The organism is Mesonia sp. K7 (assembly GCF_003233725.1).
Taxonomy (GTDB): domain Bacteria; phylum Bacteroidota; class Bacteroidia; order Flavobacteriales; family Flavobacteriaceae; genus Mesonia.
In genome coordinates this window covers 41,339-66,023 of record NZ_QKQV01000002.1, presented here as the reverse complement: position 1 = coordinate 66,023, position 24,685 = coordinate 41,339, and the positions used below count along the sequence as shown (strand labels likewise).

Below are 24,685 nucleotides of genomic sequence, written 5' to 3'. Positions count from 1 at the left end.
TTTTAATTAAGCTGAAAAAGTAGCATTAAGCAAATATTTTTTATATTGAAAATTAAATCAAGAAGTGATGAAAAATATACGCCTAACATTTTTGTTATTATTCTGTTTTATTGGAATTTCACAAGCACAAGAAAAAAAGATTTGGGCAAAATCCATTATCAATCAACCAGCACCAGAATTAGTGGTTGAAAAGTGGCTTACAGAAGAGCCAAACACAGAAGGGAAATTTGTTTTAATAGATTTTTGGGCAACTTGGTGTGGTCCTTGCAAAAAAGCTATTCCAGAAATGAATGCTTATCAAGAAGAATTTAAAGATAATTTGGTAGTGATCGGCATAAGTGATGAGCCAGAATTTAAAGTAAAAAGACTTCATCGACCAAAAATTAATTATTACAGCGCGATAGATACAAAAGAGGTAATGAAAAATTACTTGCAAGTGAGGGGAATTCCGCATGTAATTATAATAGATCCTAACGGAATTGTACGTTGGGAAGGTTTTCCTAGTTTACCAGGGCATGAGTTGACTTCCGAAGTGATTCATCAAATTATTGAAAGGTATAAATAACCTACCCATGTATGCTTTTACCCTTGCTTAGGCTTTTCATCAATTCACCTTCATAAGTGAGTAAATCTTTCCATTTTTGATCGACTTCCTCACGATCACCATATTTTCTAGCAAAATTCAGAAACATGGTATAATGATTGGCTTCACTTATCATGAGCTTTTTGTAGAAAACGCGTAATTTTGGATCTTCCAATTCGTTTGATAAAAGCTTAAAACGCTCGCAGCTTCGGGCTTCTATCAAGGCTGCGTATAATAAACGATGTACTAATTGTGTGGTTCTGCTTCCGCCTTTCGGAAAAAATTTGGTCACCGCAATAACGTATTCGTCTTTACGGTCTCGTCCCATTTGGTAACCACGCTCCAAAATAAGATCGTGCACCATTTTAAAATGGCTCATTTCTTCTTCCACCAAAGCAATCATTTCTTGTACCAGCTCGGTATATTCCGGGAAGCTCACAATCAAAGAAATCGCGGTAGAAGCTGCTTTTTGTTCGCAATAAGCGTGATCGATCAAAATATCTTCGATATTCTTTTCGGCAATATTTGCCCAACGCGGATCGGTAGGAAGTTTGAGGCCTAGCATCATTTTATATCTAAATCAAAAGTTTTTCTGAGTTTATCCAATAATGGATTTTTCTCTTTTAGCTTTTCGTATTTTTCCCGGCTCGTAAACGCATATTTTTTAGAAGTTTCTTCGTTGACGACTATTTTCAGTTCGATATACGAATTAAGTAATTTCTTCCGTAAAAATTTAATGAGCTTATTTTTAGCCATACTAAGCTCACTTTTCATCGTCGAGTTTGGCAAAACAATCTGTATGGTTTTGTCATGCAACTTAGGCGTATCGGTTTCCAAAATAGAAGCCAAGATTTTTTCCCCATTCTTTTTCAGAATCTTGACATAGTCGTTCCAAGCCAATTGCATGTCGTTTTCAGAAAAGTCGCTATCAAGTTTTACCTCAATTTCCCTAGCTTTTTGTTCGTTGAGCTTCTGCGTGAGTTCTTTTTTTCTAGCAATACTTTTTAGCGAAAGTCCAGAACTTGGCTTTTGCATTCCAACTTTGTCAATTGTAGATGTTTTTATGTTTTCCGTCGTAGCGGAATTTTTATCGGGAGTATCGTACGTTTCTTGCTTTTCACTAACAAGTTCAGGTATTTTTTCAAGAACCTTAGACTGATTTACTTGTGGCGTTGTAGCCACCGATTTTTTGTGGTAAAAACTCGCAGGAATTAAGAAAGGTTTATCCTTTTTTTTTTCTCCATCATAAGTGATAGAGGCCAATTGCATCAAACAAAGTTCGACAAGTAAACGTTGATTATGACTGGTTTTGTAGCGTAAGTCGCAATCGTTGGCCAGTTTTAAAGCTTCGGTTAAAAAGGCTTCATCGGTTTTTTGTGACTGTTCAAAATATTTGGCTTTGGTTTGTTCACCAACTTCTAACAAGCTGATGGTCGATTGGTTTTTGCAAACCCACAAATCCCTAAAATGTGAAGCCAAACCAGCGATATAATGTTGTCCGTCAAAACCTTTGCCTAAAATCTCATTGAAGTAGAGGAGAAGCTCCGGGATTTTATTTTCCAACATATATGCTGTTGAAGTAAAATAAACGTCATAATCCAGCACGTTTAGATTCTCGGCAACCGCTTCTTTAGTAAGTTTTTTCCCGCTATAACTAATCACACGATCGTAAATAGATAGCGCATCACGCATCGCTCCGTCTGCTTTTTGTGCGATGATATGCAAAGCATCATCTTCGGCTTGCACACCTTCATTTTCGGCAATCCTTGCGAGGTAAGCTTTTGCATCAGCTACCCGAATACGTTTAAAATCAAAAATCTGGCAACGCGATAAAATGGTTGGGATGATTTTGTGCTTTTCAGTAGTTGCTAAAATAAAAATAGCATGCTTTGGTGGTTCTTCTAAGGTTTTTAAAAAGGCATTAAAAGCTGCAGAAGAAAGCATATGCACCTCGTCGATGATGTAAACTTTATATTTTCCGGTTTGTGGTGGTATGCGAACCTGGTCGATAAGATTTCTAATGTCGTCGACCGAATTGTTAGAAGCCGCATCCAGCTCAAAAATATTAAAGGCAAAGTCACTATCGGTTTTTTCCTCTAAAGCTTCTTGGTTAATTTTCTTAGCGAGAATTCTAGCGCAGGTTGTTTTTCCAACACCACGCGGACCCGTAAACAGTAATGCTTGAGCCAAGTGATTATTTTTTATAGCATTCTCTAAAGTTTTGGTAATCGCCTGTTGTCCAACCACATCTTCAAAGGTGTTTGGGCGATACTTGCGAGCTGATACTATAAAGTGTTCCATCGTTAACAAAGATAAAAATTGCCACCAAAAAACAAGGAGCTTAATCTACTTTTTTATACACTTTTACATAATCGATGATAAACTCCTGAGGGAAAATACTTTTGTCGATTTTTCCAGGCCAGTTTCCGCCAAGAGCAAGGTTGATAATCAGATAAAATGGACGACGGAAAGGATGGTTTTCTTCACTAATTTCAGCTAAATTAAACGAAAAATAGCTGTTGGAATCGACCATAAAATCTATTTTTTCTGCGTCCCAAACAATGGTATAGGTGTGAAAATCTTCGGTGAGATTTTCGAGGTCTATTTTTCCTCCTTTAGAGGCGTAACCCAAAAAGTTTTCCCAAGGATAATGCACCGTGCTGTGAATGGTATTGGGTTCTTTACCGACATATTCCATAATATCTATTTCACCGGCATTGGGCCAACCTAAAGTTTCGAGATCGATACTCATCATCCAAATGGCCGCCCAAATACCATTGCCTTTGGGTAATTTGGCTCGAACTTCTATTTTTCCGTACTGAATATGAAATTTTTTAAAAGTATTGATGCTTCCCGAAGTGTATTCGGCAATTTCTTTGTTGTGACGCCAATTGGTCGAATCTTTGTCGAAGGCTTTGTTTTTGTATGCTTCTTTGCGAGCAGTAATGATGAGTTTACCATCTTTTACGCGTACATTTTTTTTTCGTTTGGTATAATATTGGTGTTCTTGGTTTCGGATATAGCCAGTTTCGTAATTCCATTTTGCCGGATCAGGTTTACCCGAATAATTAAAACTTTCGTCCCAAACGAGTTCAAATTTTTGGGCTGTCGACTCGTTGGTAAAATTTATCATGATACATAAAATAAGCAATATGGTTTTCTGAATGCGGCTCATAATTCCGTGTAAACGAAAGCAAATTTAGTTCCATTTTAAATGAATTAGGAAAAACAAATGAATAAACTTTATCTTTGCAGCGAGCAGATGGCCTTATCGTTCCGTCTCGATAGCTATCGGGATTCGGGAAGGAAAGTCCGGACACCACAGAGAAGCATAGCGGCTAACGGCCGTCTGCCGTGAGGTAAGGACAAGTGCAACAGAAAGAATGTACAGGTAATGCTGTAGTGAAATCAGGTAAACTCTATGCGGTGAAATGTCATGTAAACCAACGTTTGAGGTTGCTCGACCGATGTTGGAGGGTAGACAGCTAAAGGTTTTTGGCAACAAAAACCGTAGATAAATGATAAGGGTTTTCGCAAGAAAATACAGAATCCGGCTTATACATCTGCTCTTTTTTTTAAATTTATGGAATGAAAAACACGGCTAATCAACCCATTTTTAAAAACGAAAACTTATTCCCACTTCTTATTTTAACTTCTTATTTTCTAGTAGAATTATTTTCTGCGGACTATCTGATAGATTATAAAGGTTTACATTGGTTGTTGATTTCGGTCATCAACACGATTGCTTTGGGATATATCATCACCAAACAAAAGACCTTACTTCGTTTTTCTCTTTTTAAGTATAATATTTTAATTGGTTTACTTACAGTCTTTTTGGCGTTAAGTAGTGTTTCTATTTTTTTTGCGATTAATATTCCGCAGAGCATAAGTACGTTGGTAACACACCTGACTACTTGGGTTATGGCGATTGTGTTTTTCTTGTTGCTTTATAAGCGTTTAGCTTTATTAAAAACTTTAGCGGTTATTGTTACAGTTATTACTTTTTTTGAGGTTTCTTCTGAAGTTTTCACTGTTTTTAAAAATTTATATAGCGATAATATTAGAGGAATTTGGTCTGGAATAAAAGGAAATTTAGGAAACAAAAACGTATTTGCTTTTTCGTTGGTGATGAAACTTCCATTGGTAATCTACACGTTGTTCCATCCTAAACTTCTACTTAAGGTATTAGCTTCTATCACGTTATTATTAAGCTTGATATGTATTATGGCTATTAACTCTAAAGCTAGCTTTCTGGCGTTAATAATCATCGTTTTGGTTTTACTTTTTTATTTATTTAAAACCGCTGAAAATAGAAAAAAGTTAGGAATAAAAATTGGCATCTTCTGTGGATTGCTAATTCTTTCTTTTTTAGCTTTCAATATGCTCGATAGCAGTATAAAAACTAGAAATCTAAAGAAAGGAACTCAACCAACAAGTTTTGTTGAAAGTATTGTACGTAAACCTATCAAAAAGCATATTCGCTTAAAGTATTGGGACAATACCTTAGGTTTTATTGCAGATAAACCTATTACGGGTTACGGTTTAGGAAATTACGAGTTGTATATTCCGCAATATTACAATACACTCACCAACGGAAATAAAGTATCGAGACATCCGCACAACGAGTTTTTACATATTGCAGCAGAAACAGGTCTTGTCAATATGCTGGTTTATCTAGCATTGATAGGTATCGCTGTATTCTTTTGCATCAAAATATTTTTAAGTAAAGATAAATCTACAAGTGGAGAAAAGTGGTTCTCAGTATTGTTCTTATGTGTGCTGATTGCTTATTTCTTTGACTGTATGTTTAATTTTCCGATGAGTCGACCACCTATTCAGGTTTTCTTTGTTTTCGCTCTCGGCGGAATAGCTTCACTACACTATTCAGAGAAGGAAACTTTGTTGCAGAGTGGTTCTAAAAACTATGTTTTACCTATAATTATTTCCGCTTTAAGCGTAACAACCGTTTATGGTAATTATAAAATCTATCAGTCTTTTGAATTCCAGCAACTCATGAGTTCAGAAAAAGCTCATATTACCAAAGGAGCACCACTTAACCCCAAATACAGTTATCATCAAATCTCAGAAAAAATGCCTTCTTTTCCTTCGATTGCGGAAGATACAGAACCAATTGGTGTAAAAATGGCTAATTACTTAATTTATTTTAAAAAATACAATAAAGCGTTAAAGGTTTTAGATAGCGTGCAACAATATAGTCCTTATACAGCGTATGTTGCACACACCAAAAGTATTATTTACTTTAAAACCAAAGCAATAGACAGTGCCAATGCATATGCCAAAAAAGCTTTTATGATGAAACCTAGGTATATGCTTTATTATAAAAATGCAATTGCTGCTGCCGGACAAGCAGGCAAACCTGAGGAAGTAAAGGAAATTTATAAAGCGTTTAGTCAATACAACGAAAGTAATGGCGATGCTTATTATGAATACATCACGGCACTTATTCGTTTAAAATATAACCGACAAGAACTAAACACCTTGGTTATAGATGGATTCAAAAAATTCCCTAACCATCAAAAAATACAAGCTTTACGTACGAAAAAAGAGTAGATTATGCTTTTTTCTGAAAGAAACTAAATACCGAACCGCCATATTTTCGGTCTTCTACAAAGTTTTCGGTGGTGTTGAGTTGGGTATGCTTGGCGTGCTCGATGATAAGTGTACCTTCTTCTGCTAATAAATCACTCTCGAAAACCAATTGTGCAATTTGTTGAAACTGTTCGTCGGTGAAATCATAAGGAGGATCGGCAAAAATAATATCGTATGAACCTGAATGGTGCTCTAAAAACCTATATACATCACTTTTGATGGTATGGATATTGAACTCTAATTCTTGTGCTGTTTTATTGATGAATTGTAAACAACCCACGTGATTATCGACAGCGGTGATTTCTTCGACACCTCTCGAAGCAAATTCATAAGCGATGTTACCCGAACCCGAAAATAAATCCAAAACCCTGATTTCGTCAAAATAATAACGGTTGCGCAAAATGTTGAACAAGCCTTCTTTGGCGATATCTGTGGTGGGTCTTATCGGTAATTTTTTAGGTGCGATAAGTCGTTTACCTTTATATTTTCCTGAAATAATTCTCACGCGAAATGTCTAAAAATAAGTTGGTTGGGATAATTGATTTTTGGGCGCAAAGTTTCAGCAATTTCTGCTGGAGCTACCAATTTTACATTTCTAATGTACCTGTAGAGTAAACTGTAGATTTCGTCATTTTCTTTTATTTTTCCACTTAAACTTACTGCTAATGTGTTGGGGTCGAGGTGAAGTTGCTCAAAAGTAAACAATACATAATACAACAGATCTTCTTTGGTTTGGTAGTTGAAGCTATTGAGTAAAATTAGTTTTTTATTTTCGGAAACACGCAGGTAAAAATGGGTTTCAAAAATTTCTAAATGCGCTTTTTTATCTTCATTATTTTCTTCCGCTTCTAGCGAATTGAGAAGTAAGGTTGCCAAATGTTGGTAGTCGAACTCCCCAAATTTTTCAAACAAGTAGTTATTGATGTTTACATACGGAATATAAACGGTTTTTGCATCACCTGTTTGGGTTTCGTCGTAAGTCACAAAGTCGGTCGCAAGGAGTTTGGTGTTAAATTTAAGGTAGTCGGTCAGGTGGTTTTCATCGAAATAAGACTCAGGAACAATCGTAAAAAGTGAGTTGGAGTAGGTAACCCTTAATTGTAAATCTTGCACAGCATATTTTTTGAAAACCTCTTTTTCCAACAAAAGACTCATCTCTTGCAATAACTTGTCAGGGTTTTGAGGTTTTTTAAAATATTTGCTTTGGTAATCGGTAATGCTATTTTCATTTCCGATAGAAAAAGAAAATCCATCCTGAGTGACCAGAATGGATAGTTTTTTTGGTGTGTCAGAACTCATATTATTCGTCGTTTGCACCATATATTTTCGGCCAGTTTCCGCTGGTGTTTACTTCTTCCATAGAACCTACTTTGATGTATGCTCCGTTTACACCTTCTACCGACTGTACTTGATTTTCCTGAATCACCAATTCTCTATCTTGGTCTTCTAAAAGTACCTCTTTTCTAACTTTTACTTCAAACACAGGAATATTTATATCTTTCTTTTTGATGGTTCCTGCTTTGATCTCAAACTTTTCTTGCTTGTCTGTAGTAGGAACAAACATTAATTCTTTGTAGCGACTTGAGTTTTTAAATAAAGAATCTTTTACAGGGACGTAGCCTAAAGTATCTATGATAATCTCACTTTTATACTGATCTACACCGTATCTTTTTGTCATCTCTTCATCTAAAACGGTAGTATCTCTACGTTGGGTAATGGTAAATTGTGCAGTATCTATAAATTTAATCAACGAGTTAAAATCGTTAGCAAAAACACCACTCACTTCTTTGTGCGCCAATTGCGAACTTCTGATGTCTTTTAGTCTTTCAATAACTTCAGCATACCTAGCTTTTTTAACCTTGTTAAACTGTATTGGCTCATAAATAGAGTTAAAGGTCAAATAAGCTAAACCAGCAATAACAACCCAAAGAACTAATTGTATAACAAATCTCATAATTTTTTATTTATAAACAGTTGCGTAGCAAATCTACAATTTTTTTTTAATGCTAAAAGTTTCGAAAGCCAAAAAAGCATCTTTATATTTGAAATTCTTAAAAATTTACTATGAATTCATCAGAATTTTACAAACGTTTAAAGTTAGATTTTCCATACGAACCCACAGTTCAGCAGAATATCGCTTTAGACAAAATTGCAAAATTTATTACTGATGATGCTGCTGATAGTATTTTTATCCTCAAAGGTTATGCCGGAACAGGAAAGACAACCATTATTGGTACAATTGTAAAAAACTTAAGTAAACTCAGAAAAACACCTATTCTTATTGCACCAACCGGTAGAGCTGCAAAGGTAATGAGCAATTACTCTAGGTATACTGCATTTACCATTCACAAAAAAATCTATTGGCCCAAAAGCAATAAAGGCGGAACTCCAGATTTTACTTTACAAAACAACAAGCATAAAAATGCTGTTTTTATTGTCGATGAAGCCTCGATGATTTCAGACGGCACTCAAGACACCAAGCTTTTTTCTGATGGTTCGCTCTTAGACGATTTGATCGCCTATGTAAACGCAGGAAGTAACTGCAAACTTATTTTTATTGGTGATACCGCACAATTACCTCCTGTACATCAAAGTTTAAGTCCAGCTTTAGATGATGAGAAATTATCGGTTTATTCCCGAAAGAAAATACAAAGCATCGAACTCAATGAAGTGGTGCGGCAACAAACCGAAAGCAACATTCTTAAAAATGCTACGCTACTGCGCGAAACACTGCAAGCTAACTTTTACGACGATTTTAAATTTGAATTTCTAGGTGGTGATTTTGTACGCTTGGTTGACGGTTATGAAATTCTAGATGCGATAACCGATTCCTATGACCAAAACGGACAAGAAGAAACCTCTATTTTGGTCATGTCCAACAAGCGGGCAAATATCTATAATCAGCAAATTCGCTCACGTATTTTATTTCGTGAAAACGAGTTGGATGTAGGGGATTACCTTATGGTGGTCAAAAATAATTACTTTTGGGTAGATGCAAAAAGCGATGCTGGTTTTATTGCCAACGGAGACCTAATTGAGGTCTTAGAGATTTTTGGTTTTAAAGACTTATACGGCTTTCGTTTTGCCGAAGTAAAGGTGCAAATGGTAGATTACCCAAAAATGAAACCTTTTGAAACTGTATTATTACTTGATACGCTTAGTTCGCAAACCCCTTCGCTTAGTTATGAAGAATCTAACCGACTGTACCAAGAGGTTTTAAAAGATTATGCCGAGATTACTTCTAAATATAAGAAGTTTCTGAAGGTAAAAAACAACAAGTATTTTAATGCTTTGCAGGTGAAGTTTAGTTATGCGATTACTTGTCATAAATCACAAGGTGGCCAATGGAATACGGTTTTTGTAGAACAACCCTACCTAAAAGATGGCATTACGCAAGACTATTTACGTTGGCTGTACACGGCTTGCACACGCGCCAAAGAAAAATTGTACCTGATTGGGTTTAAAGATGATTTTTTTGTGGAGTAAAGTGTCATTCCGAACGAAGTGAAGGAATCTATAAAATTGCAAATAGAATATCTGAAATAAGTTTACCTTGCAGTACGACAGGCTCAATGTCTTCGGGAGGCAAATAAATTTAATAAAATATGAACAAACAGAAACTCAAAATAATTGCGATGATTCCTGCGCGTTACGAAGCATCTCGTTTCCCGGGAAAACTCATGCAAGACCTCAAAGGGAAAACGGTGATCACTAGAACTTATGAAGCTGCCATACATACAAAGTTGTTTGATGAGGTTTACGTGGTGACCGATAGCGATATTATTTTTAATGAGATTACGGCTCAAGGTGGAAAAGCCATCATGAGCAAAAAAGAGCACCAGTGTGGTAGCGATCGCATTGCTGAGGCGGTAGAAAATTTGGATGTAGACATTGTCGTAAACGTACAAGGTGATGAACCTTTTATTGCCAAAGAAGATTTAGAACGCGTGTTAAACGTATTTTATCAAGAAGATGCCCAAAATATCGATTTGGCTTCACTCATGGTAAAAATCACCGACGAAGAAGAAGTCAACAATCCCAATGTGGTAAAAGTCATTACCAACCAAAATGATTATGCCTTGTATTTTTCGCGTTCACGCATTCCTTATCCACGCGAAGAAAATATGAATGTACCTTATTATAGGCATATTGGTATTTATGCTTTTAGGAAGCAAGCGATCTTAGATTTTTACCAGCTGCCGATGCAAGTGTTGGAAGCCTCAGAAAAAATAGAGTGCTTACGCTACCTAGAATATGGTAAGAACATCAAAATGGTAGAGACTAATAATAGAGGAGTAGGCATCGACACCCCAGAAGATATCATCAAGGCCAGAAAACTTTGGAACACCTAAAAACTTTAAGATTTTTTTGTTATTCTAAAATTATCATTTCTTTTAAATTGTAAACAAAAATCAATTTTTGAAAAAAATTCTTCTCACCGGAGCTACAGGCTACATAGGCAAAAGATTATTACCTGCTTTACTGGAAAATAACTATAAGGTCATTTGCTGTACTCGAGATAAATACCGGTTGAAGAAACCTGACAATGATTTTGCCGAGCATATAGAAATTATAGAAGTTGATTTTTTAAAACCAGAAACCCTTAGCGCAATACCAGAAGACATCGATGGGGCTTACTATTTGATGCATTCGATGAGTGGGGCTAAAAATTTTGAAGATTTAGAACAGCAAACCGCTATCAATTTTACAAAAGCTATTTCAAAAACCAATTGCCAGCATGTGATTTACCTCACTGGAATAGTAAACGAAAAGCAACTTTCAAAACACTTAGCTTCTAGACTAAAAGTAGAAGAGGAGTTAACAAAGGGAAATTTTCATTTTACGGCATTAAGGGCAGGGATAATTATAGGTTCGGGAAGTGCTTCTTTTGAGATTATAAGGGATTTAGTAGAAAAATTACCAATCATGATTACGCCTAAGTGGTTGCACACCAAATGTCAACCTATAGGGATTGCTAATGTTTTGGATTTTTTAATCAAGACTTTATTTTGCGAAAAAACCTACGATAAAAATTTTGATATTGCTTCCCCTGATATCTTAACTTACAAAGAAATGTTGTTAGGATATGCAGAAGAAAGAGGTTTAAAGCGTTACATTTATACGTTACCTGTGATGACGCCAAGACTCTCTTCTTATTGGTTGTACTTTATCACCTCAACAACATATCGCTTAGCAGTTGCTTTAGTAGACAGTATGAAAATAGCGGTAGTGGCAAGAGATCAAAAAATTAATGAGTTGCTAGCGGTTCAACCCTTTGGGTATAAAGAAGCTATAAAACGTACCTTATCAAAGATAGAAGCCCATGAAATTGTCTCAAGCTGGCGCGATAGTTTTGTAAGTTCTTTAAGCCATAAAAATTCTTTGGAACAATTTATGGAAGTACCTAAACATGGTTGTTTTGTAGATTTGAAATCTAAAACCTATCAAAACAAACAACAAACCATAGATCGCATCTGGAGTTTAGGAGGCAGGCAAGGATGGTACGCACAACGCCTATGGAAACTTAGAGGATTTATCGATCAAATTTTTGGAGGTGTTGGTCTAAGAAGAGGAAGAACACACCCTACCAAATTGGCTGTAGGAGATGCGCTGGATTTTTGGCGGGTGTTGTATGCCGATAGAGAAGAAGGTAAATTGCTGCTTTTTGCAGAAATGAAACTTCCAGGAGAAGCTTGGTTAGAATTTAAATTAGAGAATAACAAGCTGAGACAAAAAGCAGTTTTTAGACCCAAAGGAATTTTAGGGAGGTTATACTGGTATACCGTATTTCCTTTTCACGGAATCGTTTTTAAAGGATTGGTTAATTACTTAGCAACAGGAAATAAATAATAACTTAAAACAATAATCAAATGAAAAAACTACTTATCTTATTGGTCATGCCATTTATTTTTAATTGCAATGGCACTAAAAAAGTAACTGAAAACGCAAGACCATTATCAGAAAACCTAAAACCGCTTTCAGAATGTTGGAAAAATGCGGTTTGTACTTTTGAGGTGATGGAAAACACGACGATGACAATAGACAGGGATGATGCAAATATCCTTTACCCTAAATTCGAAAAGAAAGAAGGTGTAAAAGTAATCAAGTATCGAGCTGCAGAAAACGAAGACAAAATGCATGTAGATGGTCACTACATCGAAGAAATTTTATTTGAAGTGGGTAATGAGGTAACCGAATTGAATTTAACTGATGCTGATTTAGCAAGCGTAAAAATGCTTTTCGGGAGACATTGTTTCTGTAAAGGAGCAGCGGGCTATTTTGAAGTAAGAAAAGGAAGTTTGGTGATGAAAGATGGTAAACTAACCATCGACATTCAAAACGAACAAGTGCCACAACGCTTAGAAATAGTAACAGGCGCTTTTTAAGTTGAATTGAAAATAAAAACGCAAAAAAGCTGTCTAAAAAGTTAATTTCTGTCAACCTGAACTTGTTTCAGGTTCTCATACTATTTGTAAACCAACAATGGTGAGATTCTGAAATAAACCTGTCTGCCGACAGGCAGGTTCAGAATGACGTTTTTCTAAACTTTTTAAACAGCTTTTTCTGTATCATAGAATTTTTACATGATAAAAAAATCCCCTCGTTTAGAGGGGACTTTTTTGTATGCTATTTTGCTTTATCAACGATAATGCGTTGGTCACGGTTGGCTATTTCCCAAGCGGTATAAAAAATAAGTTGGGTACGTTTTGCCAATAAATCGTAATTAATTTTTTCTGGGGTATCGGTAGGTTTGTGGTAATCGGCATGTACGCCATTAAAATAAAAAATAATTGGGATGTTGTGTTTGGCGAAGTTGTAGTGATCACTTCGGTAATAAAAACGGTTAGGGTCATTATCATCGTTATAAGTATAATCGATGTCTAACTGAACATATTTTTTATTTACTTCTTCCGATAGGTTGTGTAAATCTGTACTTAACTTATCACTTCCGATAAGGTAAATGTAGTCTTCTTTTCCTTCGTGTTTTACATCAATTCTACCAATCATATCGGTATTTAAGTTAGCCACGGTATTTGCTAAAGGAAAAATTGGGTTTTCTACATAAAACTTAGAACCCAACAAGCCTTTTTCCTCACCGGTAACGTGTAAAAACACCACCGATCTTTTGGGTTGATAACCATCTTTTACTGCTTTTTTAAAGGCTTCTGCAATTTCTAATAAAGCAACACTTCCCGAGCCATCATCATCGGCACCATTATATATTTCTTCTCCTTTTTTTCCGACGTGGTCGTAATGTGCCGTCAGAATGACCACTTCATTTGGCAACTCTTTTCCTTTGATAAAACCAATCACATTCTCAGAGTCTTTATACTTATTATTGAAATAAGCAGAAGGGATTTCCTGAAAGTAATCTCCTTCGGCAATAGGCGAGCCTATGGCTTCTTTTTCATAATAGTTTTTTATGTATTGGGCAGCTTTTTTCTGTCCTTCTTCACCAGTGTCCCGACCTTCAAACTCATCAGAGGCAAAGGTGTACAGGTGATCTTTGAGTTCTTGTGAGGTGATGGTATTGGCATAGTTCTCAGGGTTTACTGCAGTTGCAGTAACTGTTTTTTTTGGCGCGTTGCAGGCACAAACAGCAAATGCCGGAATCAATAAAAGGTATTTCATATCCTTAAGGTTTTGTTAGAAATAAAAAAGCGTGTATAAAACACGCTTGTAAAATTAAAATATTATTTGATGTATTAGGTATGTGACATCATTTTTTCTTTTCTTTTTTGTAACTGAGACCTTACTTCACTTACACATTTATTGATGGCTTGATCGAAATTTTCTTGATTGGAAGCGGCAAAAATTAACGGTCCAGGAAGACTTAGTTTTATTTCACAAATTCTTCCTTTTTCGTTGCTAGACGAATTTTCCGTTTTGAAAAAAACCTCAGCAGCAACCAAAAAGTCATACCGCTCTTTGAGTTTATTGAGTTTGTCTTTGGTCATTTCTTCTAAACGACTACTTGCTTTTACGTGTACATAATTAAAATTTACATCCATAGTAATCTGTTTTTATTTTCAATCAATAAGAGTTTAAACTTTTGATCGAATGGTTAATAAATAGGTTAGGTAGAAGTGTTCCGATAGAGTTGGTTTAAATACTTTTATTGAATGATTAAAGTAAACAATTTTTTAATAAAATGCCTAATTTTTTATCATTATATTAAGGAAAATTTTTACTTATAGAAATGTATCTTTGCAAAGCCAAATGATAAACTTTCCCTATTTTGGAAAAAAATGACCCTTACGCTGCGCTCAAATTTCGAGAGTTCAACCTTTTTTTATTAGTTCGTTTTGCGATGGTATTTGCCTGGTCGATGCAGTTTATCGTCATCGAGTGGGAAGTTTACAGCATTACCAAAAATCCACTGTCATTGGGAATTATTGGGTTGATGGAGGTAATCCCAGCGGTTTCGATGGCTTTGTTTGCAGGTCATGTGGTCGATCAGAAAGAAAAGAAAAGCCTTTTGATCAAATGTTTGTTGGGGTTTTCTGTCATTAGCCTAGGCCTATTTCTAATTACCAAACCCGATATCACGAGTACCTTATCAGAAAACACGGTGTTATACACCATCTATGCTTTGGTATTCTGTGGTGGAGTTGTACGTGCTTTTATGGGGCCTACCATCTTTTCGTTGTTTGCGCTTATTGTTCCTAAAAAAGTATACCCCAACGCTGCGATTTGGAGCAGTTCGGTTTGGCAATTAGGAGCCGTAGTTGGCCCTGCTTTAGCAGGCTTTTCCATTCATTGGATTGGGGTCAACTGGACGATGTTCTTTATTTTTGGGTGTTCGCTTACCGCGTTGATTGCGTTATCGCAAATCAAAACCAAACCCATTCTCAACCCCAATAAAGGAGAAAAAGTATTTAAAAGCTTACGCGAAGGCATCAGTTTTGTTTTCAACACGCGCATCATTCTGGGGGTACTTTCCTTAGATATGTTCGCCGTTTTGTTTGGTGGTGCTGTGGCTTTATTACCCATTTTTGCACAGGATATTTTAAAGGTAGGTCCCGAAGGCTTTGGTGTTTTAAGAGCTGCCCCAGCCGTTGGCGCTCTAATTATTATGTTTACCTCGGCCTATTTTCCTTTAAATAAAAAAGCAGGAATGAAGCTTTTTACCGCAGTGTTCTTTTTCGGGGTATCCATTATTGGTTTTGGTTTATCATCTATCTTTTGGCTTTCGGTTTTCTTTTTATTTATGAGCGGTGTGACCGATGGCATTTCGATGATTATACGCCAAACCATTTTACAATTACGTACGCCAGACGAAATGCGGGGTCGTGTCGCTTCCGTCAACTCGATGTTTGTAGGCTCGTCTAACGAACTTGGCGCTTTCGAGAGCGGAGTAACTGCCAAGCTTATGGGAACTGTAAATGCCGTAGTATTCGGAGGAACCATGACTTTGCTGACGGTATTGGGAATAGGTTTTAAATTCCCTAAACTTCGAAATTTAGATTTAGAAACAGACCTTGAAGAAAATAATATCAAAAATGAGTAAACAGCCTTTATTAAAACCTTTCGATCTTAACGGAATCTCTTTAAAAAATAGGGTAGTGATGGCTCCGCTTACGCGAAATCGAGTCGACAATACAGAAATGTTAGTCAGTAAAGATCTACATGGTAAATATTACCAGCAAAGGTATTCTGCAGGTTTAATCATTACCGAAGGCGTAGCGATATCACCAAAGTCGGTAGGTTACAGTCATATCCCGGGAATATTCACTAAAGAACAAACAGAAGCCTGGAAAGAGGTGACAAAAATGGTGCACGACAAGGGAGGGAAGATTTTTATGCAGTTATGGCATGTGGGGAGAAACTCGCACCCCGATTTTCATGACGGTGAATTGCCTTGGGCACCCTCAGCCATCAATCCCAACATTGTGATGCGAACACCCAACGGAAAGCAGCCTACGGTAACCCCTAAAGAAATGACTTTAGCGGATATCAAACAAACCATAGAGGAATATAAAACAGCCGCTGTAAACGCCATGGCTGCAGGCTTCGATGGCGTAGAGATCCATGCGTCCAATGGGTATTTACTACACCAGTTTTTTGTGACCTCTTCCAATCACCGTAACGATATGTATGGCGGTAATGAAGAAAATCGAAGCAGAATTTTGTTTGATATTTTAAAGGAAATCAAAAAAGAAGTTCCGTTACAAAAAGTAGGAGTGAGGCTTAACCCAAGTTTACACGGTATTTTTGGTATCGATTTAAACATAGACACCATCCCGACTTTCGATTACATCATCAAAAAGCTAAATGCCTATGATTTGGCCTATTTGCATTTATCAGAACCCTTTAATGACGTGAGCGAAGTACCTTATGCCATCACCCAAATTGCAGAACGTTACCGTCCGATTTATAAAAGAAATTTGATGATCAATGCCCATTTTGACCAAAAAAAGGGCAATGAAGTGCTTCAAAACAAGCTTGCCGATCTAGTTGCCTACGGGAAAGCTTTTATTTCTAACCCCGATTTGGTCGAGCGTTTTGAAAAAAACATTCCGTTAACCCATTGGGACACAAACACTTTTTATACCCTAGGCAAAAAGGGTTATACCGACTATCCCATTTTGGGGAGAAAAGAAGCGAAGTAAGTGTAAAAAAAGTAACATTTATTTTTCAATAAATTAAAAAGGTTATTATATTTGCACCCGCAACGAGCAATTGTTGCAACGTATTGAAAGGAGAAATGGCAGAGTGGTCGAATGCGGCAGTCTTGAAAACTGTTGAGGGTCACACCTCCGGGGGTTCGAATCCCTCTTTCTCCGCAAAAGAAAACCCACAACAATGTTGTGGGTTTTGTGTTTTCAGAAATGACCTAAGCTTGCTTTAGGTAATGTATGAAAATGCAAAACAGACAAGCGAAGCTTGTTAAGTTTTTATGCTTGCTCAGGATTACTTTCTGGGATCATAGCATATAATCTCTTTCATCACCATGAAACAATTTTTAGATGTGGAATAAAAATAGCCGTACCTCCATAAAAGGAGTACGGCTATTTTACCAAACAGGTATATGTAAACCTATTTAGATTTGTTCTCCTCATCGTAAGGAGATTTCTTGATTCTCTCCTTTTTGCTGTATCCAGCTGGGTCGTTTGCTTCTGGCATCTTTTTAGAATCATTCTTCTCTGGTTTTTTATCCTTGGGCTTAGAGTTGGGTTCTCCTGGATAGTCTTCGTTTTCTATATTTTGCTCATTCTCTAGATCTTTATCTAGTAATGGAGCTCTTTTATTTTTGTCGTTCATAATCTTAAATTTTAAACTGTTTACTTCAATCAAGTTGTCTTATTCTGATCTCCATACTGGTTGATTTTTATCTTTTTGCGGACCTTTAAGGTTTTTAGGATCTAAACTTTCTGGCTTTTTATCTTTCTTATTTTTATCGTTTTCCATATTCATTTATTTTAGGCGCTATCCCTAGGTTGATGTTTTTCTCTGCGCTTCTTTTCTTGGTAGTTGATTTCTTTACTATCGGCCTCATTAGCCTTATGATTGATAGCACTGTCTTCTTTGCTTTTCTTCTCGTCTTGTCCTGTTTTCTTTTCGTCTTGTCCTGGAATTTTATTTTTATCACTCATCATACTATATTTTTAAAGGTTTCCTAAATTTAAGTAATGAATTCTCATTTTTTGTGAAGATTAATACACATTAACAGTGTTTGTTAAACCTATCCTAAAGATCGTTCGGCGTTAATTAGGTTATGTATTGGTTCGCAATGACGTGTTGCCCCACGTCATTACGAGGAATCCCGAGTACTCGGGATGACGAAGTAATCCCATCACGTGTTCCCCCACGTCATTACGAGGAGTGTAACGACGAAGTAATCCCATCATCAACCCCTGGATTGCTTCCCGATTCGTACCTCGCGGTCCCAATGACGTGTTGATAAAAAGTAGTAGCTTTATACTATGAAAACTTCCCATGTTTATATGATGACCAATGCAAGGAATACGGTTATATACATCGGTGTAACTACTCATCTGACACAACGCGTACACCAACATAAGACCAAAAAGTATAAAAGGAGTTTTACGGCAAGGTATAACTGTGATAAATTGGTATATTTTGAAAGGTTTTCTTCGATTGTAGATGCGATAGCAAGAGAAAAACAGCTAAAGGCAGGAAATAGAAAAGCAAAAGAAGCCTTGATTAATAAAGTAAACCCAAATTGGGATGACTTGAGTGAAACCATTTAATTACCTATGCCTAGATTGCTTCTCGCTCGTACCTCGCGTTCGCCCCACGTCATTACGAGGAATCCCGAGTACTCGGGATGACGAAGTAATCCCATCACGTGTTACCTTACGTCATTACGCCTCATTCTCCAAACGGTTGCGTTTGATCTCAAACTCTTCAATCGCTTCGTTGATGATCTCGAAAGAACGCGTGGCTTTTTTCATCACTTTATCCAACTCTTTATCTAGATCGTCTGATTTAATCTCGAATAAATCGACTTCTACTTGGCCTATCTTATTGATTAAACTTTGCTGGGAGTTTTTGATGTCTTCCATTTTGTTTAATACGGCATTCATTTTTTCTATTTTTGCTTGTGTGTCCATAATATGATATGATTGATGATAGGGTAAGTTAATAGATTGCTATTTATCTCTGGTGCATATTTAAATAATTTTAACGCTTCGCTACCTATTTTACAAGTTTAATGCTAAGCTAACCTAAACTTAAAATTGGCTTTTCTGGAATAAAGCAGGGATTTTCTTTTTTTGTAAAAAAGTGAAGAAAGCGAAATGAACCCTGATTTTTCTAGTTTAGAAGATTCTGAATTATTGCAACTGGCTACTGGAAACAGAAAGGCATTTGAAGCAATTTTTGATCGCTATTGGAAGCGTCTATATTCCTATGCCTATAAAATTTACCAAGAAGAAGCGGTTTGTGAGGATATTGTACAGGAGGTTTTTATCAGTCTCTGGGATAAAAATAAAGCTTCTAAAATCTTAAACCTGGAAGCTTACTTATTGAAAGCGGTAAAATATAAAGTGGCCAACCATATACGAAGTTTAAAATTTTCGACCGCACAAATCGAGTACCTCGAAAGCATTCCCGATGAACCCAACCATTCTTTGGAGTACAAGGAATTTGAAAAGGCAATGATGTCCCACATAGAATTGTTGCCCCAAAAATGCAAAGAAGTGTTTAAACTAAGTAGAATAGAGCAGAAGAGCAACAAAGAAATTGCCCAAGCACTCAACCTCTCGGCGCGCACAGTAGAAACCCACATTAGTAATGCGTTGAGCTTTTTGAGAAAGCATGCTGGAGTTTTTGAAATAGGGGTGATAGCTTCCCTTATATGCCTATAATAAAAAAAGGATGGTATCAACGACCACCCTTTTCTCTCTGCTTGTTTTTGTTATTGCTTGATAAGCTTCTTGCTCATTTTATTTCCTTCTGCAGAAGATAAAGTAAGTAGGTAAACTCCTTGTGGCAAAGTAGAAACATCGATACTGTTATTAGACAGAGGTTCTTCTTGAATAAGTCGACCCGTAAAATCATTCAATTGATAATGCGTAAAAGTATGATCTGACGCTATAGTTACTTGATGATTTGCTGGGTTAGGGTATAAACTGAAATTCTGAATTACCCTGGCTTGACTTGTCGAAGCTAATGATTGTGTAGTAAACCTAGAAATGTAAACATCTCTTACTGCAACATTGTTATAATTATCTGTTCCAGAAAATGGGTTTAGGTCTATAGGATTACTTTGGTATGAACCAATAAGTAAAACCTGATCATCTTTGTTGATTTCAAAACCTGTAAAGTCTTCGTTATCACTGTTTCCTAAAATCACATGGTCTTGATAGGCACCAGTAGCGTCCAATTCTAATAAATAGGCATCAAACCCACCAAGAGCAGTGCTATTTGCTGTATTGGCGTTGTCGTTATCAAAGTCTACTGTTCCAGCAAAATTTCCTGAAACCCTAACCGTGTTATTGTGTTCTTTTATTGCGGTGACTTCTTCGAGTCCTACATCATTCCCGCCAACAACATAAGTATAAACATAGTTACCAGAAGTATCCAACACATTCACAAAACCATCGGCATCTCCTAGAGGAGTTATAGAAGAGGTGTTGCTGCTAGGATCAAAATCGGTTACTCCTGTAAAATAACCACCTACATAAACTCCTGAGGTGCCCACATGAATAGTATTTGGAGTGTCATTGGTGATGCTTCCATAAGAATTACCCCATACAAAATCTCCGTTGCTATCGAGTTTAAGTGAAAAGATATCATAACCACCTACAGATGTATGCATGCTAGATGCTGTATTAGAGGGATCTAGGTCGACGGAGCCTTCAAACTGTCCTGTAAGGTAGAAATTATAATTTGCATCAAACTGCATATCGATAATTTTTGTAAAACCAGAACCAGGTAATGTTTTTACCCATACAAATTCTCCATTGTTGTTTAATTTTAGTAAGAAGGCATCAGGGCCATTCGCTCCATTGTTGTTAGCAAATTGAATTTCGTCGCTATTAGGATCAGGATCAAAATCGGCATAGATAAAAGATCCGGCAATATACACATTACCCATATCGTCTACTAAAATGGTTGGTGTATCTTCATTTGCAGCACCTCCAGAAGGGTTACTTACTTGTTTTGCCCAAACAAAATCAGCATTGCTGTCTAATTTGATGGTAAAACTATCTCTACTGGCAATAGGAGATAACTGTTCTAAGGTATATACCCCGGATCCTGGGTCTGCATCAAAAGCATTAGAACCCGCTCCTTGAAAATAACCAGTTAAATAAATATTATCTTCACCGTCGATAGCAATCCCTAAAATTACATCATCTAAATTACCTCCGACACTTTTTACCCAAAGCGGGTTGCCATTGCTGTCGTGTTTGGTAATAAAACCATCGGCATTGCCCCCGACAATATTTACCGTAGAACCTCCCACAGTAATAGAAGTCTGAAATAAACCAACGGTGTATAAGTTGCCCTCACTATCTTGTGCGGTATCATATACCACATCTAGACCTTGGCCCCCAAAGACAGAGCCTGAATAATATTGTTGCGCCATACTCATACTGGCACAACACATCAATAAAAGAAAGAGTTTCATTTTTTTCATAAGTTTTGTTTTTATTATTAACTATTTGGTAATTGTTTGTAGATCGAAACTTATTTTCTCGATGGTTATAAAAATAAAAGATATGTTATAATAAAAGACTCACTTCCTTTGCGTTAACTTTACGTTAACCTAAAACTATAGAACAGATTTAAGCTTATTATTCTACAATAAACTCAAGACCAATCCCTCTGATGCTGTTGATAGCAATGCTTTGGTCTTCCTTAAAATATTTTCTAATTCTACTGATAAAGACATCCATGCTTCGGCCCGTAAAAAAGTCGGTTTTATTCCAATTTTTTTGAAGAATCTCTTCTCGAGGAATAAGGCTGTTTTTATGGAGGTATAAAAAGTAGATGAGATCTGTTTCTTTTTGAGTGAGTTTGTAGGTCTGTGTTGGCGATTGAAGTTCTAACTGGTGGGGCATAAAGGTATAACTACCTAATACTATATGCTCTGCGGGGATGTGACTGCTTATTTGAAGTGATTTTTGTTGGGTTGTTCTTTTGATAATGTTGTGCAGTCGAAGTACCAATTCTTCTACGTCAAAAGGCTTAACTATATAATCATCGGCGCCTAGTTTTAAGCCTTCTATTTTACTTTCTTTTTCGTTTTTTGCCGTTAAAAAAATAAAAGGAATCATGGGTTGTTGTTTGCTTATTTTCTTGGCAAGCGTAAAACCATCCATCTTTGGCATCATCACATCTAGCACCCCAATATCGTAGGTTTTAACTAAAAATTGACGGTAGGCTTCTTCGCCGTCTTTGGCCCAAAACACCTCAAAACCATGCAATACCAAGTAATTTTTTAGTGAAACTCCTAAATCATGATCATCTTCTGCTAATAATATCCTTTTCATAAAGTGGGTAATTTGATGAGAAAACTGGTCCCCTTGGTGAGTCGACTTTGCACTTCTATAGTACCTTGATGTGCTTTTATAATTTGACTTGTATAGTACAAGCCCAAACCTAAACCTTTATAATTGTGAACATTCTTCTCACTCACTCGATAAAACTTATTAAAAATATGTGGTTGATGCGCTTTAGCAATACCAATTCCATCATCTTCAATCGAAATAAGGTGCATATCTTTTTTTACCTGGTAGGTAATGTTTATGGTTTTTCCTTCATACTTTACCGCATTATTCAGTAAGTTAACTATGGCAGTGTTCAAGAAAAACTTATCTCCGTAATAGGATGGAGCAGTAGTCTTAGATTTTAATTGGTAGATAAGCTTAATTTCTGGTGCTAAATGAATTTGGTAGTCTTTGAGGATATCGGTTAACAATTGGTGTAAATTTATGGGTTCTTGATGAAGCTGGATTTCCTGATAACCAAGGCTATTGTCAATTACTTGATCAATAAGTCTTTGTAGCCTTACATTTTGTCGGTTGATCACTTGGATGACCTCATCTGCTAGGTGTGCATTTTGTTTGGTGTATGTACTCGTGAGGGTTTTAGTGGCAATGGCTAAGGTTGATAATGGTGTTTTTAACTCGTGCGTAATATTGTTGATAAAATCTGATTTAACTTCTGATAAACGTTTTTGTTGGTTAAGGTTTTTGATGGAAAGGTAAAAAAGGGCGGTTACAAATAGAAAGAGTAAAAAGGACAGAATAAAAATAAAGAGCATCTTTCTAAAAATACTGGTTTCGATGTTGACGAGGTTCATATGTATTTGCGTCTTAAAGACCAATTGAAAATACATTTCTTGACTATCTTTTGTATAAGTATGTTCTTTATTCCAGGTAGAGTTATTGATAAGAATTCCGTTTTCTTCTTTAAAATTATCGCCTAATAGAAAAATAGGAAGTTCGTTAGGCGTAATCAAATCTTCTACATCATTGTTAGAGTCGACTAATTGAATCAAACTGACCGATTTTTTAAAATCGATGTCTAGCTCTTTTTCTTCGGGTAAAAAAGCGTTCTGATATGCTTCGGTAAATAAAGGATTAATCTCTGAAGTTTTTTTCTTTAGCTCGTTGAGAAGTATTTTTTTATCGATTTTTTCTTCCTTATACAGACGAAGCTTTTCTAAAAAATCATTTCTATACAACCACATAATCGAGTCGATGGTAGGAGTATTATAAATCCTCGCCACGGTTCTATTAGCATCTATTATGAGGGTTCTTTTTTTTAATTGGTAGGTGTTGTACACCAAATAACTCTGAATGAGACTCAAGGCTATAAGGCTGAGGATGGCTAATATTTTTAATGATTTTAGTTTCATTACTTCATTTGGGAATTGCGCTTTGCAAGGCTCAATATATCATTTATTGTATAAAAATAATTGAAAATAATGCTTATTCGTATCTAGCATTAGGTAAAGATTACCTAAAAGTTAATGTAGGAGCATGTAAATTAACAAAGCGTTAAACTGTATTTATTGCTTACGTGTAAATAGGTTTTTTGGTGACTTGTAGTAAAACAAGCACCTTGAAGAAAGAAGAATTTATACAACTTACTGAAAAATATGCACAAGGAAATTGTGCCCCAAATGAGATTAAAATAGTGGAATCTTTTTTTGAGGCACAACAAGAGCTAGCAATTGTACCAATGTTGTCACCGGTAGAAAGCAAAAAGCTATACCAGAAAATTCAAAACCAACTTCCTTTACCAAAGAAGCGTACCAAGATCTATCCTAAGGTGGCTGCTATTGCCGCAGTGGTGTTGATATGCTTTTTGGGATATCGGTTTTTGACACCTACACAGCTCATTACCCAAATAGCCCAAAAAGGAGAAAAGAAACAGATTGTTTTGCAAGACGGTTCGGTAGTGATGCTTAATGCCAATAGCTCGATTACTTATCCTAAAGATTTTACTACCAATAGAAATATAAGATTGACAGGACAAGCCTTTTTTCAGGTCACAAGAGATAAATCAAGCCCATTTATCGTAAAAACCAATCAGATGGAAGTAGAGGTTTTAGGAACTTCTTTTGATGTCAACACCAATACCCATCAGAAACCTACCGTAAGTGTAGTCTCGGGTGTGGTAAGAGTGAGTGAAATGAACAATAAGCAACATCAAGTTGTCCTACACAAAAACGAGCAAGCAAGCTTACTGAACCAGCAACTTGTTTACCATAAAACCAATGCAAAAGATGATATCGCCTGGACAAAAAACGTCATTCTGCTGCAGAATCATACCCTAAAAGAGACAGCGGAAATTTTAGAGAATTGGTATGACATCCAAATCGATTTTGAAAATGAGACGTTGGAAGAATTGACCATTTCCGGAAAATATAAAAATGAAAAAATAGAAAATATCATGCAAAGTATTGCTTTGCTAAAAAACTTACACATAGACACACTAACCTCAAAACACCTACTTATAAGAGCAAATAAAATTTGAAAAAGCCAATTAAAAAAAATTGCCCGCCACTGC

At 36.2% G+C, this 24,685-nt stretch carries 25 protein-coding genes, 1 tRNA gene and 1 other RNA gene; 13 read left to right on the top strand and 14 right to left on the bottom strand.

The annotated features are described in order from the left end of the window. The first annotated feature begins 67 nt into the window (after positions 1-67). Positions 68-565 (top strand): TlpA disulfide reductase family protein, encoded by a 498-nt coding sequence (locus DNG35_RS01740; protein ID WP_111126037.1) that lies wholly within the window; start codon positions 68-70, stop codon positions 563-565. Position 566: 1 nt separating this feature from the next. On the opposite strand, the gene DNG35_RS01735 is transcribed toward DNG35_RS01740, so the two are convergent. The 3 genes from DNG35_RS01735 to DNG35_RS01725 are packed head-to-tail and all read right to left on the bottom strand — an operon-like array spanning position 567 to position 3,716. After that, positions 567-1,148: a tRNA-(ms[2]io[6]A)-hydroxylase gene (locus DNG35_RS01735; RefSeq protein ID WP_111126210.1), complete on the bottom strand. Its 582-nt coding sequence runs from the start codon at positions 1,146-1,148 to the stop codon at positions 567-569. After that, complete coding sequence (locus DNG35_RS01730; protein WP_111126036.1) at positions 1,148-2,884, bottom strand: DNA polymerase III subunit gamma/tau; 1,737 nt, start codon at positions 2,882-2,884, stop codon at positions 1,148-1,150. The genes DNG35_RS01735 and DNG35_RS01730 overlap by 1 nt, the downstream gene beginning before the upstream one ends. A 40-nt stretch (positions 2,885-2,924) precedes the next feature. Beyond that, a complete protein-coding gene (locus DNG35_RS01725) occupies positions 2,925-3,716 on the bottom strand; it encodes a family 16 glycosylhydrolase (RefSeq protein ID WP_111126209.1) in 792 nt (263 codons plus the stop codon). Positions 3,717-3,838: 122 nt separating this feature from the next. On the opposite strand from DNG35_RS01725, the gene rnpB reads away from it, so the two are divergent. Both rnpB and DNG35_RS01715 read left to right on the top strand, forming a co-directional pair. Beyond that, positions 3,839-4,157, top strand: an RNA gene (gene rnpB, locus DNG35_RS01720) — RNase P RNA component class A. A 14-nt stretch (positions 4,158-4,171) separates the two neighbouring features. Next, positions 4,172-6,154 (top strand): O-antigen ligase family protein, encoded by a 1,983-nt coding sequence (locus tag DNG35_RS01715; RefSeq protein WP_111126035.1) that lies wholly within the window; start codon positions 4,172-4,174, stop codon positions 6,152-6,154. A gap of 1 nt (position 6,155) precedes the next feature. Here the strand turns inward: DNG35_RS01715 and rsmD are convergent, their stop codons facing one another. Genes rsmD through DNG35_RS01700 form a run of 3 tightly spaced genes read right to left on the bottom strand, consistent with a single transcriptional unit; the run spans position 6,156 to position 8,147 of the window. Next, a complete protein-coding gene (gene rsmD / locus DNG35_RS01710; RefSeq protein ID WP_111126034.1) occupies positions 6,156-6,698 on the bottom strand; it encodes a 16S rRNA (guanine(966)-N(2))-methyltransferase RsmD in 543 nt (180 codons plus the stop codon). Then, positions 6,695-7,492, bottom strand: coding sequence for a DUF3822 family protein (locus DNG35_RS01705; RefSeq protein WP_158524863.1), 798 nt, complete (start codon positions 7,490-7,492; stop codon positions 6,695-6,697). The genes rsmD and DNG35_RS01705 overlap by 4 nt, the downstream gene beginning before the upstream one ends. 1 nt (position 7,493) lies before the next feature. Next, positions 7,494-8,147 (bottom strand): hypothetical protein, encoded by a 654-nt coding sequence (locus DNG35_RS01700; RefSeq protein WP_111126032.1) that lies wholly within the window; start codon positions 8,145-8,147, stop codon positions 7,494-7,496. A gap of 110 nt (positions 8,148-8,257) precedes the next feature. Here DNG35_RS01700 and DNG35_RS01695 point away from each other — a divergent pair, with 110 nt between their 5' ends. From DNG35_RS01695 to DNG35_RS01680, 4 genes are all read left to right on the top strand, one after another. Further along, positions 8,258-9,679: an ATP-dependent RecD-like DNA helicase gene (locus DNG35_RS01695; RefSeq protein ID WP_111126031.1), complete on the top strand. Its 1,422-nt coding sequence runs from the start codon at positions 8,258-8,260 to the stop codon at positions 9,677-9,679. Between the two features lie 119 nt (positions 9,680-9,798). Next, positions 9,799-10,545, top strand: a complete 747-nt coding sequence (gene kdsB, locus DNG35_RS01690) for a 3-deoxy-manno-octulosonate cytidylyltransferase (RefSeq protein ID WP_233494432.1) — start codon at positions 9,799-9,801, stop codon at positions 10,543-10,545. Positions 10,546-10,612: 67 nt separating this feature from the next. Next, positions 10,613-12,043, top strand: coding sequence for an SDR family oxidoreductase (locus DNG35_RS01685; RefSeq protein ID WP_111126030.1), 1,431 nt, complete (start codon positions 10,613-10,615; stop codon positions 12,041-12,043). Between the two features lie 20 nt (positions 12,044-12,063). Further along, the gene (locus DNG35_RS01680; RefSeq protein WP_146228820.1) at positions 12,064-12,579 is read left to right on the top strand and encodes a hypothetical protein; all 516 of its coding nucleotides are present in this window, start codon (positions 12,064-12,066) and stop codon (positions 12,577-12,579) included. A 241-nt stretch (positions 12,580-12,820) separates the two neighbouring features. Here DNG35_RS01680 and DNG35_RS01675 read toward each other — a convergent pair whose 3' ends face one another. Together DNG35_RS01675 and hpf are read right to left on the bottom strand one after the other, a co-directional pair. After that, positions 12,821-13,825 carry a M28 family metallopeptidase gene (locus DNG35_RS01675; protein WP_111126028.1) on the bottom strand — a complete coding sequence of 335 codons (1,005 nt, stop codon included), beginning with the start codon at positions 13,823-13,825 and terminating at the stop codon, positions 12,821-12,823. 74 nt (positions 13,826-13,899) lie between these two features. Further along, complete coding sequence (hpf, locus tag DNG35_RS01670; RefSeq protein ID WP_111126027.1) at positions 13,900-14,205, bottom strand: ribosome hibernation-promoting factor, HPF/YfiA family; 306 nt, start codon at positions 14,203-14,205, stop codon at positions 13,900-13,902. A gap of 227 nt (positions 14,206-14,432) precedes the next feature. Here hpf and DNG35_RS01665 point away from each other — a divergent pair, with 227 nt between their 5' ends. The 3 genes from DNG35_RS01665 to DNG35_RS01655 all read left to right on the top strand — a co-directional run bounded on the left by DNG35_RS01665 (position 14,433) and on the right by DNG35_RS01655 (position 16,980). Next, on the top strand, positions 14,433-15,704 hold the full coding sequence (locus tag DNG35_RS01665) for an MFS transporter (protein ID WP_111126026.1): 1,272 nt from the start codon (positions 14,433-14,435) through the stop codon (positions 15,702-15,704). Further along, positions 15,697-16,806 carry an alkene reductase gene (locus DNG35_RS01660; protein WP_111126025.1) on the top strand — a complete coding sequence of 370 codons (1,110 nt, stop codon included), beginning with the start codon at positions 15,697-15,699 and terminating at the stop codon, positions 16,804-16,806. The genes DNG35_RS01665 and DNG35_RS01660 overlap by 8 nt, the downstream gene beginning before the upstream one ends. 89 nt (positions 16,807-16,895) lie before the next feature. Next, positions 16,896-16,980, top strand: a tRNA-Ser gene (locus tag DNG35_RS01655). A 253-nt stretch (positions 16,981-17,233) separates the two neighbouring features. Here the strand turns inward: DNG35_RS01655 and DNG35_RS01650 are convergent. Beyond that, positions 17,234-17,458, bottom strand: a complete 225-nt coding sequence (locus DNG35_RS01650; RefSeq protein ID WP_111126024.1) for a hypothetical protein — start codon at positions 17,456-17,458, stop codon at positions 17,234-17,236. 158 nt (positions 17,459-17,616) lie between these two features. After that, positions 17,617-17,790 carry a hypothetical protein gene (locus tag DNG35_RS12240; protein WP_199489081.1) on the bottom strand — a complete coding sequence of 58 codons (174 nt, stop codon included), beginning with the start codon at positions 17,788-17,790 and terminating at the stop codon, positions 17,617-17,619. A gap of 330 nt (positions 17,791-18,120) precedes the next feature. Between DNG35_RS12240 and DNG35_RS01645 the strand changes: the two genes are divergently transcribed. Continuing rightward, positions 18,121-18,408, top strand: coding sequence for a GIY-YIG nuclease family protein (locus tag DNG35_RS01645; protein ID WP_111126023.1), 288 nt, complete (start codon positions 18,121-18,123; stop codon positions 18,406-18,408). 114 nt (positions 18,409-18,522) lie between these two features. Here DNG35_RS01645 and DNG35_RS01640 read toward each other — a convergent pair whose 3' ends face one another. Then, positions 18,523-18,771 (bottom strand): hypothetical protein, encoded by a 249-nt coding sequence (locus DNG35_RS01640; protein WP_111126022.1) that lies wholly within the window; start codon positions 18,769-18,771, stop codon positions 18,523-18,525. A 186-nt stretch (positions 18,772-18,957) separates the two neighbouring features. Between DNG35_RS01640 and DNG35_RS01635 the strand changes: the two genes are divergently transcribed. Next, positions 18,958-19,527 (top strand): RNA polymerase sigma-70 factor, encoded by a 570-nt coding sequence (locus DNG35_RS01635; protein WP_111126021.1) that lies wholly within the window; start codon positions 18,958-18,960, stop codon positions 19,525-19,527. 50 nt (positions 19,528-19,577) lie between these two features. Here the strand turns inward: DNG35_RS01635 and DNG35_RS01630 are convergent, their stop codons facing one another. The 3 genes from DNG35_RS01630 to DNG35_RS01620 form a co-directional block, all read right to left on the bottom strand. Beyond that, positions 19,578-21,302, bottom strand: coding sequence for a T9SS type A sorting domain-containing protein (locus DNG35_RS01630; RefSeq protein WP_111126020.1), 1,725 nt, complete (start codon positions 21,300-21,302; stop codon positions 19,578-19,580). A gap of 157 nt (positions 21,303-21,459) precedes the next feature. Then, the gene (locus DNG35_RS01625) at positions 21,460-22,158 is read right to left on the bottom strand and encodes a response regulator transcription factor (protein WP_111126019.1); all 699 of its coding nucleotides are present in this window, start codon (positions 22,156-22,158) and stop codon (positions 21,460-21,462) included. Then, the gene (locus DNG35_RS01620; RefSeq protein WP_111126018.1) at positions 22,155-23,528 is read right to left on the bottom strand and encodes a sensor histidine kinase KdpD; all 1,374 of its coding nucleotides are present in this window, start codon (positions 23,526-23,528) and stop codon (positions 22,155-22,157) included. The genes DNG35_RS01625 and DNG35_RS01620 overlap by 4 nt, the downstream gene beginning before the upstream one ends. A gap of 206 nt (positions 23,529-23,734) precedes the next feature. On the opposite strand from DNG35_RS01620, the gene DNG35_RS01615 reads away from it, so the two are divergent. Next, on the top strand, positions 23,735-24,652 hold the full coding sequence (locus DNG35_RS01615) for a FecR family protein (protein ID WP_111126017.1): 918 nt from the start codon (positions 23,735-23,737) through the stop codon (positions 24,650-24,652). The last annotated feature ends 33 nt before the right edge of the window (positions 24,653-24,685 follow it).

What these genes read in the sequence shown, in the direction of transcription:
- DNG35_RS01740 (WP_111126037.1), top strand. Translation starts at nt 68, where the DNA reads ATGAAAAATATACGCCTAACATTTTTGTTATTATTCTGTTTTATTGGA.
- DNG35_RS01735 (WP_111126210.1), bottom strand. Translation starts at nt 1,148, where the DNA reads ATGCTAGGCCTCAAACTTCCTACCGATCCGCGTTGGGCAAATATTGCC.
- DNG35_RS01730 (WP_111126036.1), bottom strand. Translation starts at nt 2,884, where the DNA reads ATGGAACACTTTATAGTATCAGCTCGCAAGTATCGCCCAAACACCTTT.
- DNG35_RS01725 (WP_111126209.1), bottom strand. Translation starts at nt 3,716, where the DNA reads ATGATAAATTTTACCAACGAGTCGACAGCCCAAAAATTTGAACTCGTT.
- DNG35_RS01715 (WP_111126035.1), top strand. Translation starts at nt 4,172, where the DNA reads ATGAAAAACACGGCTAATCAACCCATTTTTAAAAACGAAAACTTATTC.
- DNG35_RS01705 (WP_158524863.1), bottom strand. Translation starts at nt 7,492, where the DNA reads ATGAGTTCTGACACACCAAAAAAACTATCCATTCTGGTCACTCAGGAT.
- DNG35_RS01700 (WP_111126032.1), bottom strand. Translation starts at nt 8,147, where the DNA reads ATGAGATTTGTTATACAATTAGTTCTTTGGGTTGTTATTGCTGGTTTA.
- DNG35_RS01695 (WP_111126031.1), top strand. Translation starts at nt 8,258, where the DNA reads ATGAATTCATCAGAATTTTACAAACGTTTAAAGTTAGATTTTCCATAC.
- kdsB (WP_233494432.1), top strand. Translation starts at nt 9,799, where the DNA reads ATGAACAAACAGAAACTCAAAATAATTGCGATGATTCCTGCGCGTTAC.
- DNG35_RS01680 (WP_146228820.1), top strand. Translation starts at nt 12,064, where the DNA reads ATGAAAAAACTACTTATCTTATTGGTCATGCCATTTATTTTTAATTGC.
- DNG35_RS01675 (WP_111126028.1), bottom strand. Translation starts at nt 13,825, where the DNA reads ATGAAATACCTTTTATTGATTCCGGCATTTGCTGTTTGTGCCTGCAAC.
- hpf (WP_111126027.1), bottom strand. Translation starts at nt 14,205, where the DNA reads ATGGATGTAAATTTTAATTATGTACACGTAAAAGCAAGTAGTCGTTTA.
- DNG35_RS01660 (WP_111126025.1), top strand. Translation starts at nt 15,697, where the DNA reads ATGAGTAAACAGCCTTTATTAAAACCTTTCGATCTTAACGGAATCTCT.
- DNG35_RS01650 (WP_111126024.1), bottom strand. Translation starts at nt 17,458, where the DNA reads ATGAACGACAAAAATAAAAGAGCTCCATTACTAGATAAAGATCTAGAG.
- DNG35_RS12240 (WP_199489081.1), bottom strand. Translation starts at nt 17,790, where the DNA reads ATGAGTGATAAAAATAAAATTCCAGGACAAGACGAAAAGAAAACAGGA.
- DNG35_RS01645 (WP_111126023.1), top strand. Translation starts at nt 18,121, where the DNA reads ATGAAAACTTCCCATGTTTATATGATGACCAATGCAAGGAATACGGTT.
- DNG35_RS01640 (WP_111126022.1), bottom strand. Translation starts at nt 18,771, where the DNA reads ATGGACACACAAGCAAAAATAGAAAAAATGAATGCCGTATTAAACAAA.
- DNG35_RS01635 (WP_111126021.1), top strand. Translation starts at nt 18,958, where the DNA reads ATGAACCCTGATTTTTCTAGTTTAGAAGATTCTGAATTATTGCAACTG.
- DNG35_RS01630 (WP_111126020.1), bottom strand. Translation starts at nt 21,302, where the DNA reads ATGAAAAAAATGAAACTCTTTCTTTTATTGATGTGTTGTGCCAGTATG.
- DNG35_RS01625 (WP_111126019.1), bottom strand. Translation starts at nt 22,158, where the DNA reads ATGAAAAGGATATTATTAGCAGAAGATGATCATGATTTAGGAGTTTCA.
- DNG35_RS01620 (WP_111126018.1), bottom strand. Translation starts at nt 23,528, where the DNA reads ATGAAACTAAAATCATTAAAAATATTAGCCATCCTCAGCCTTATAGCC.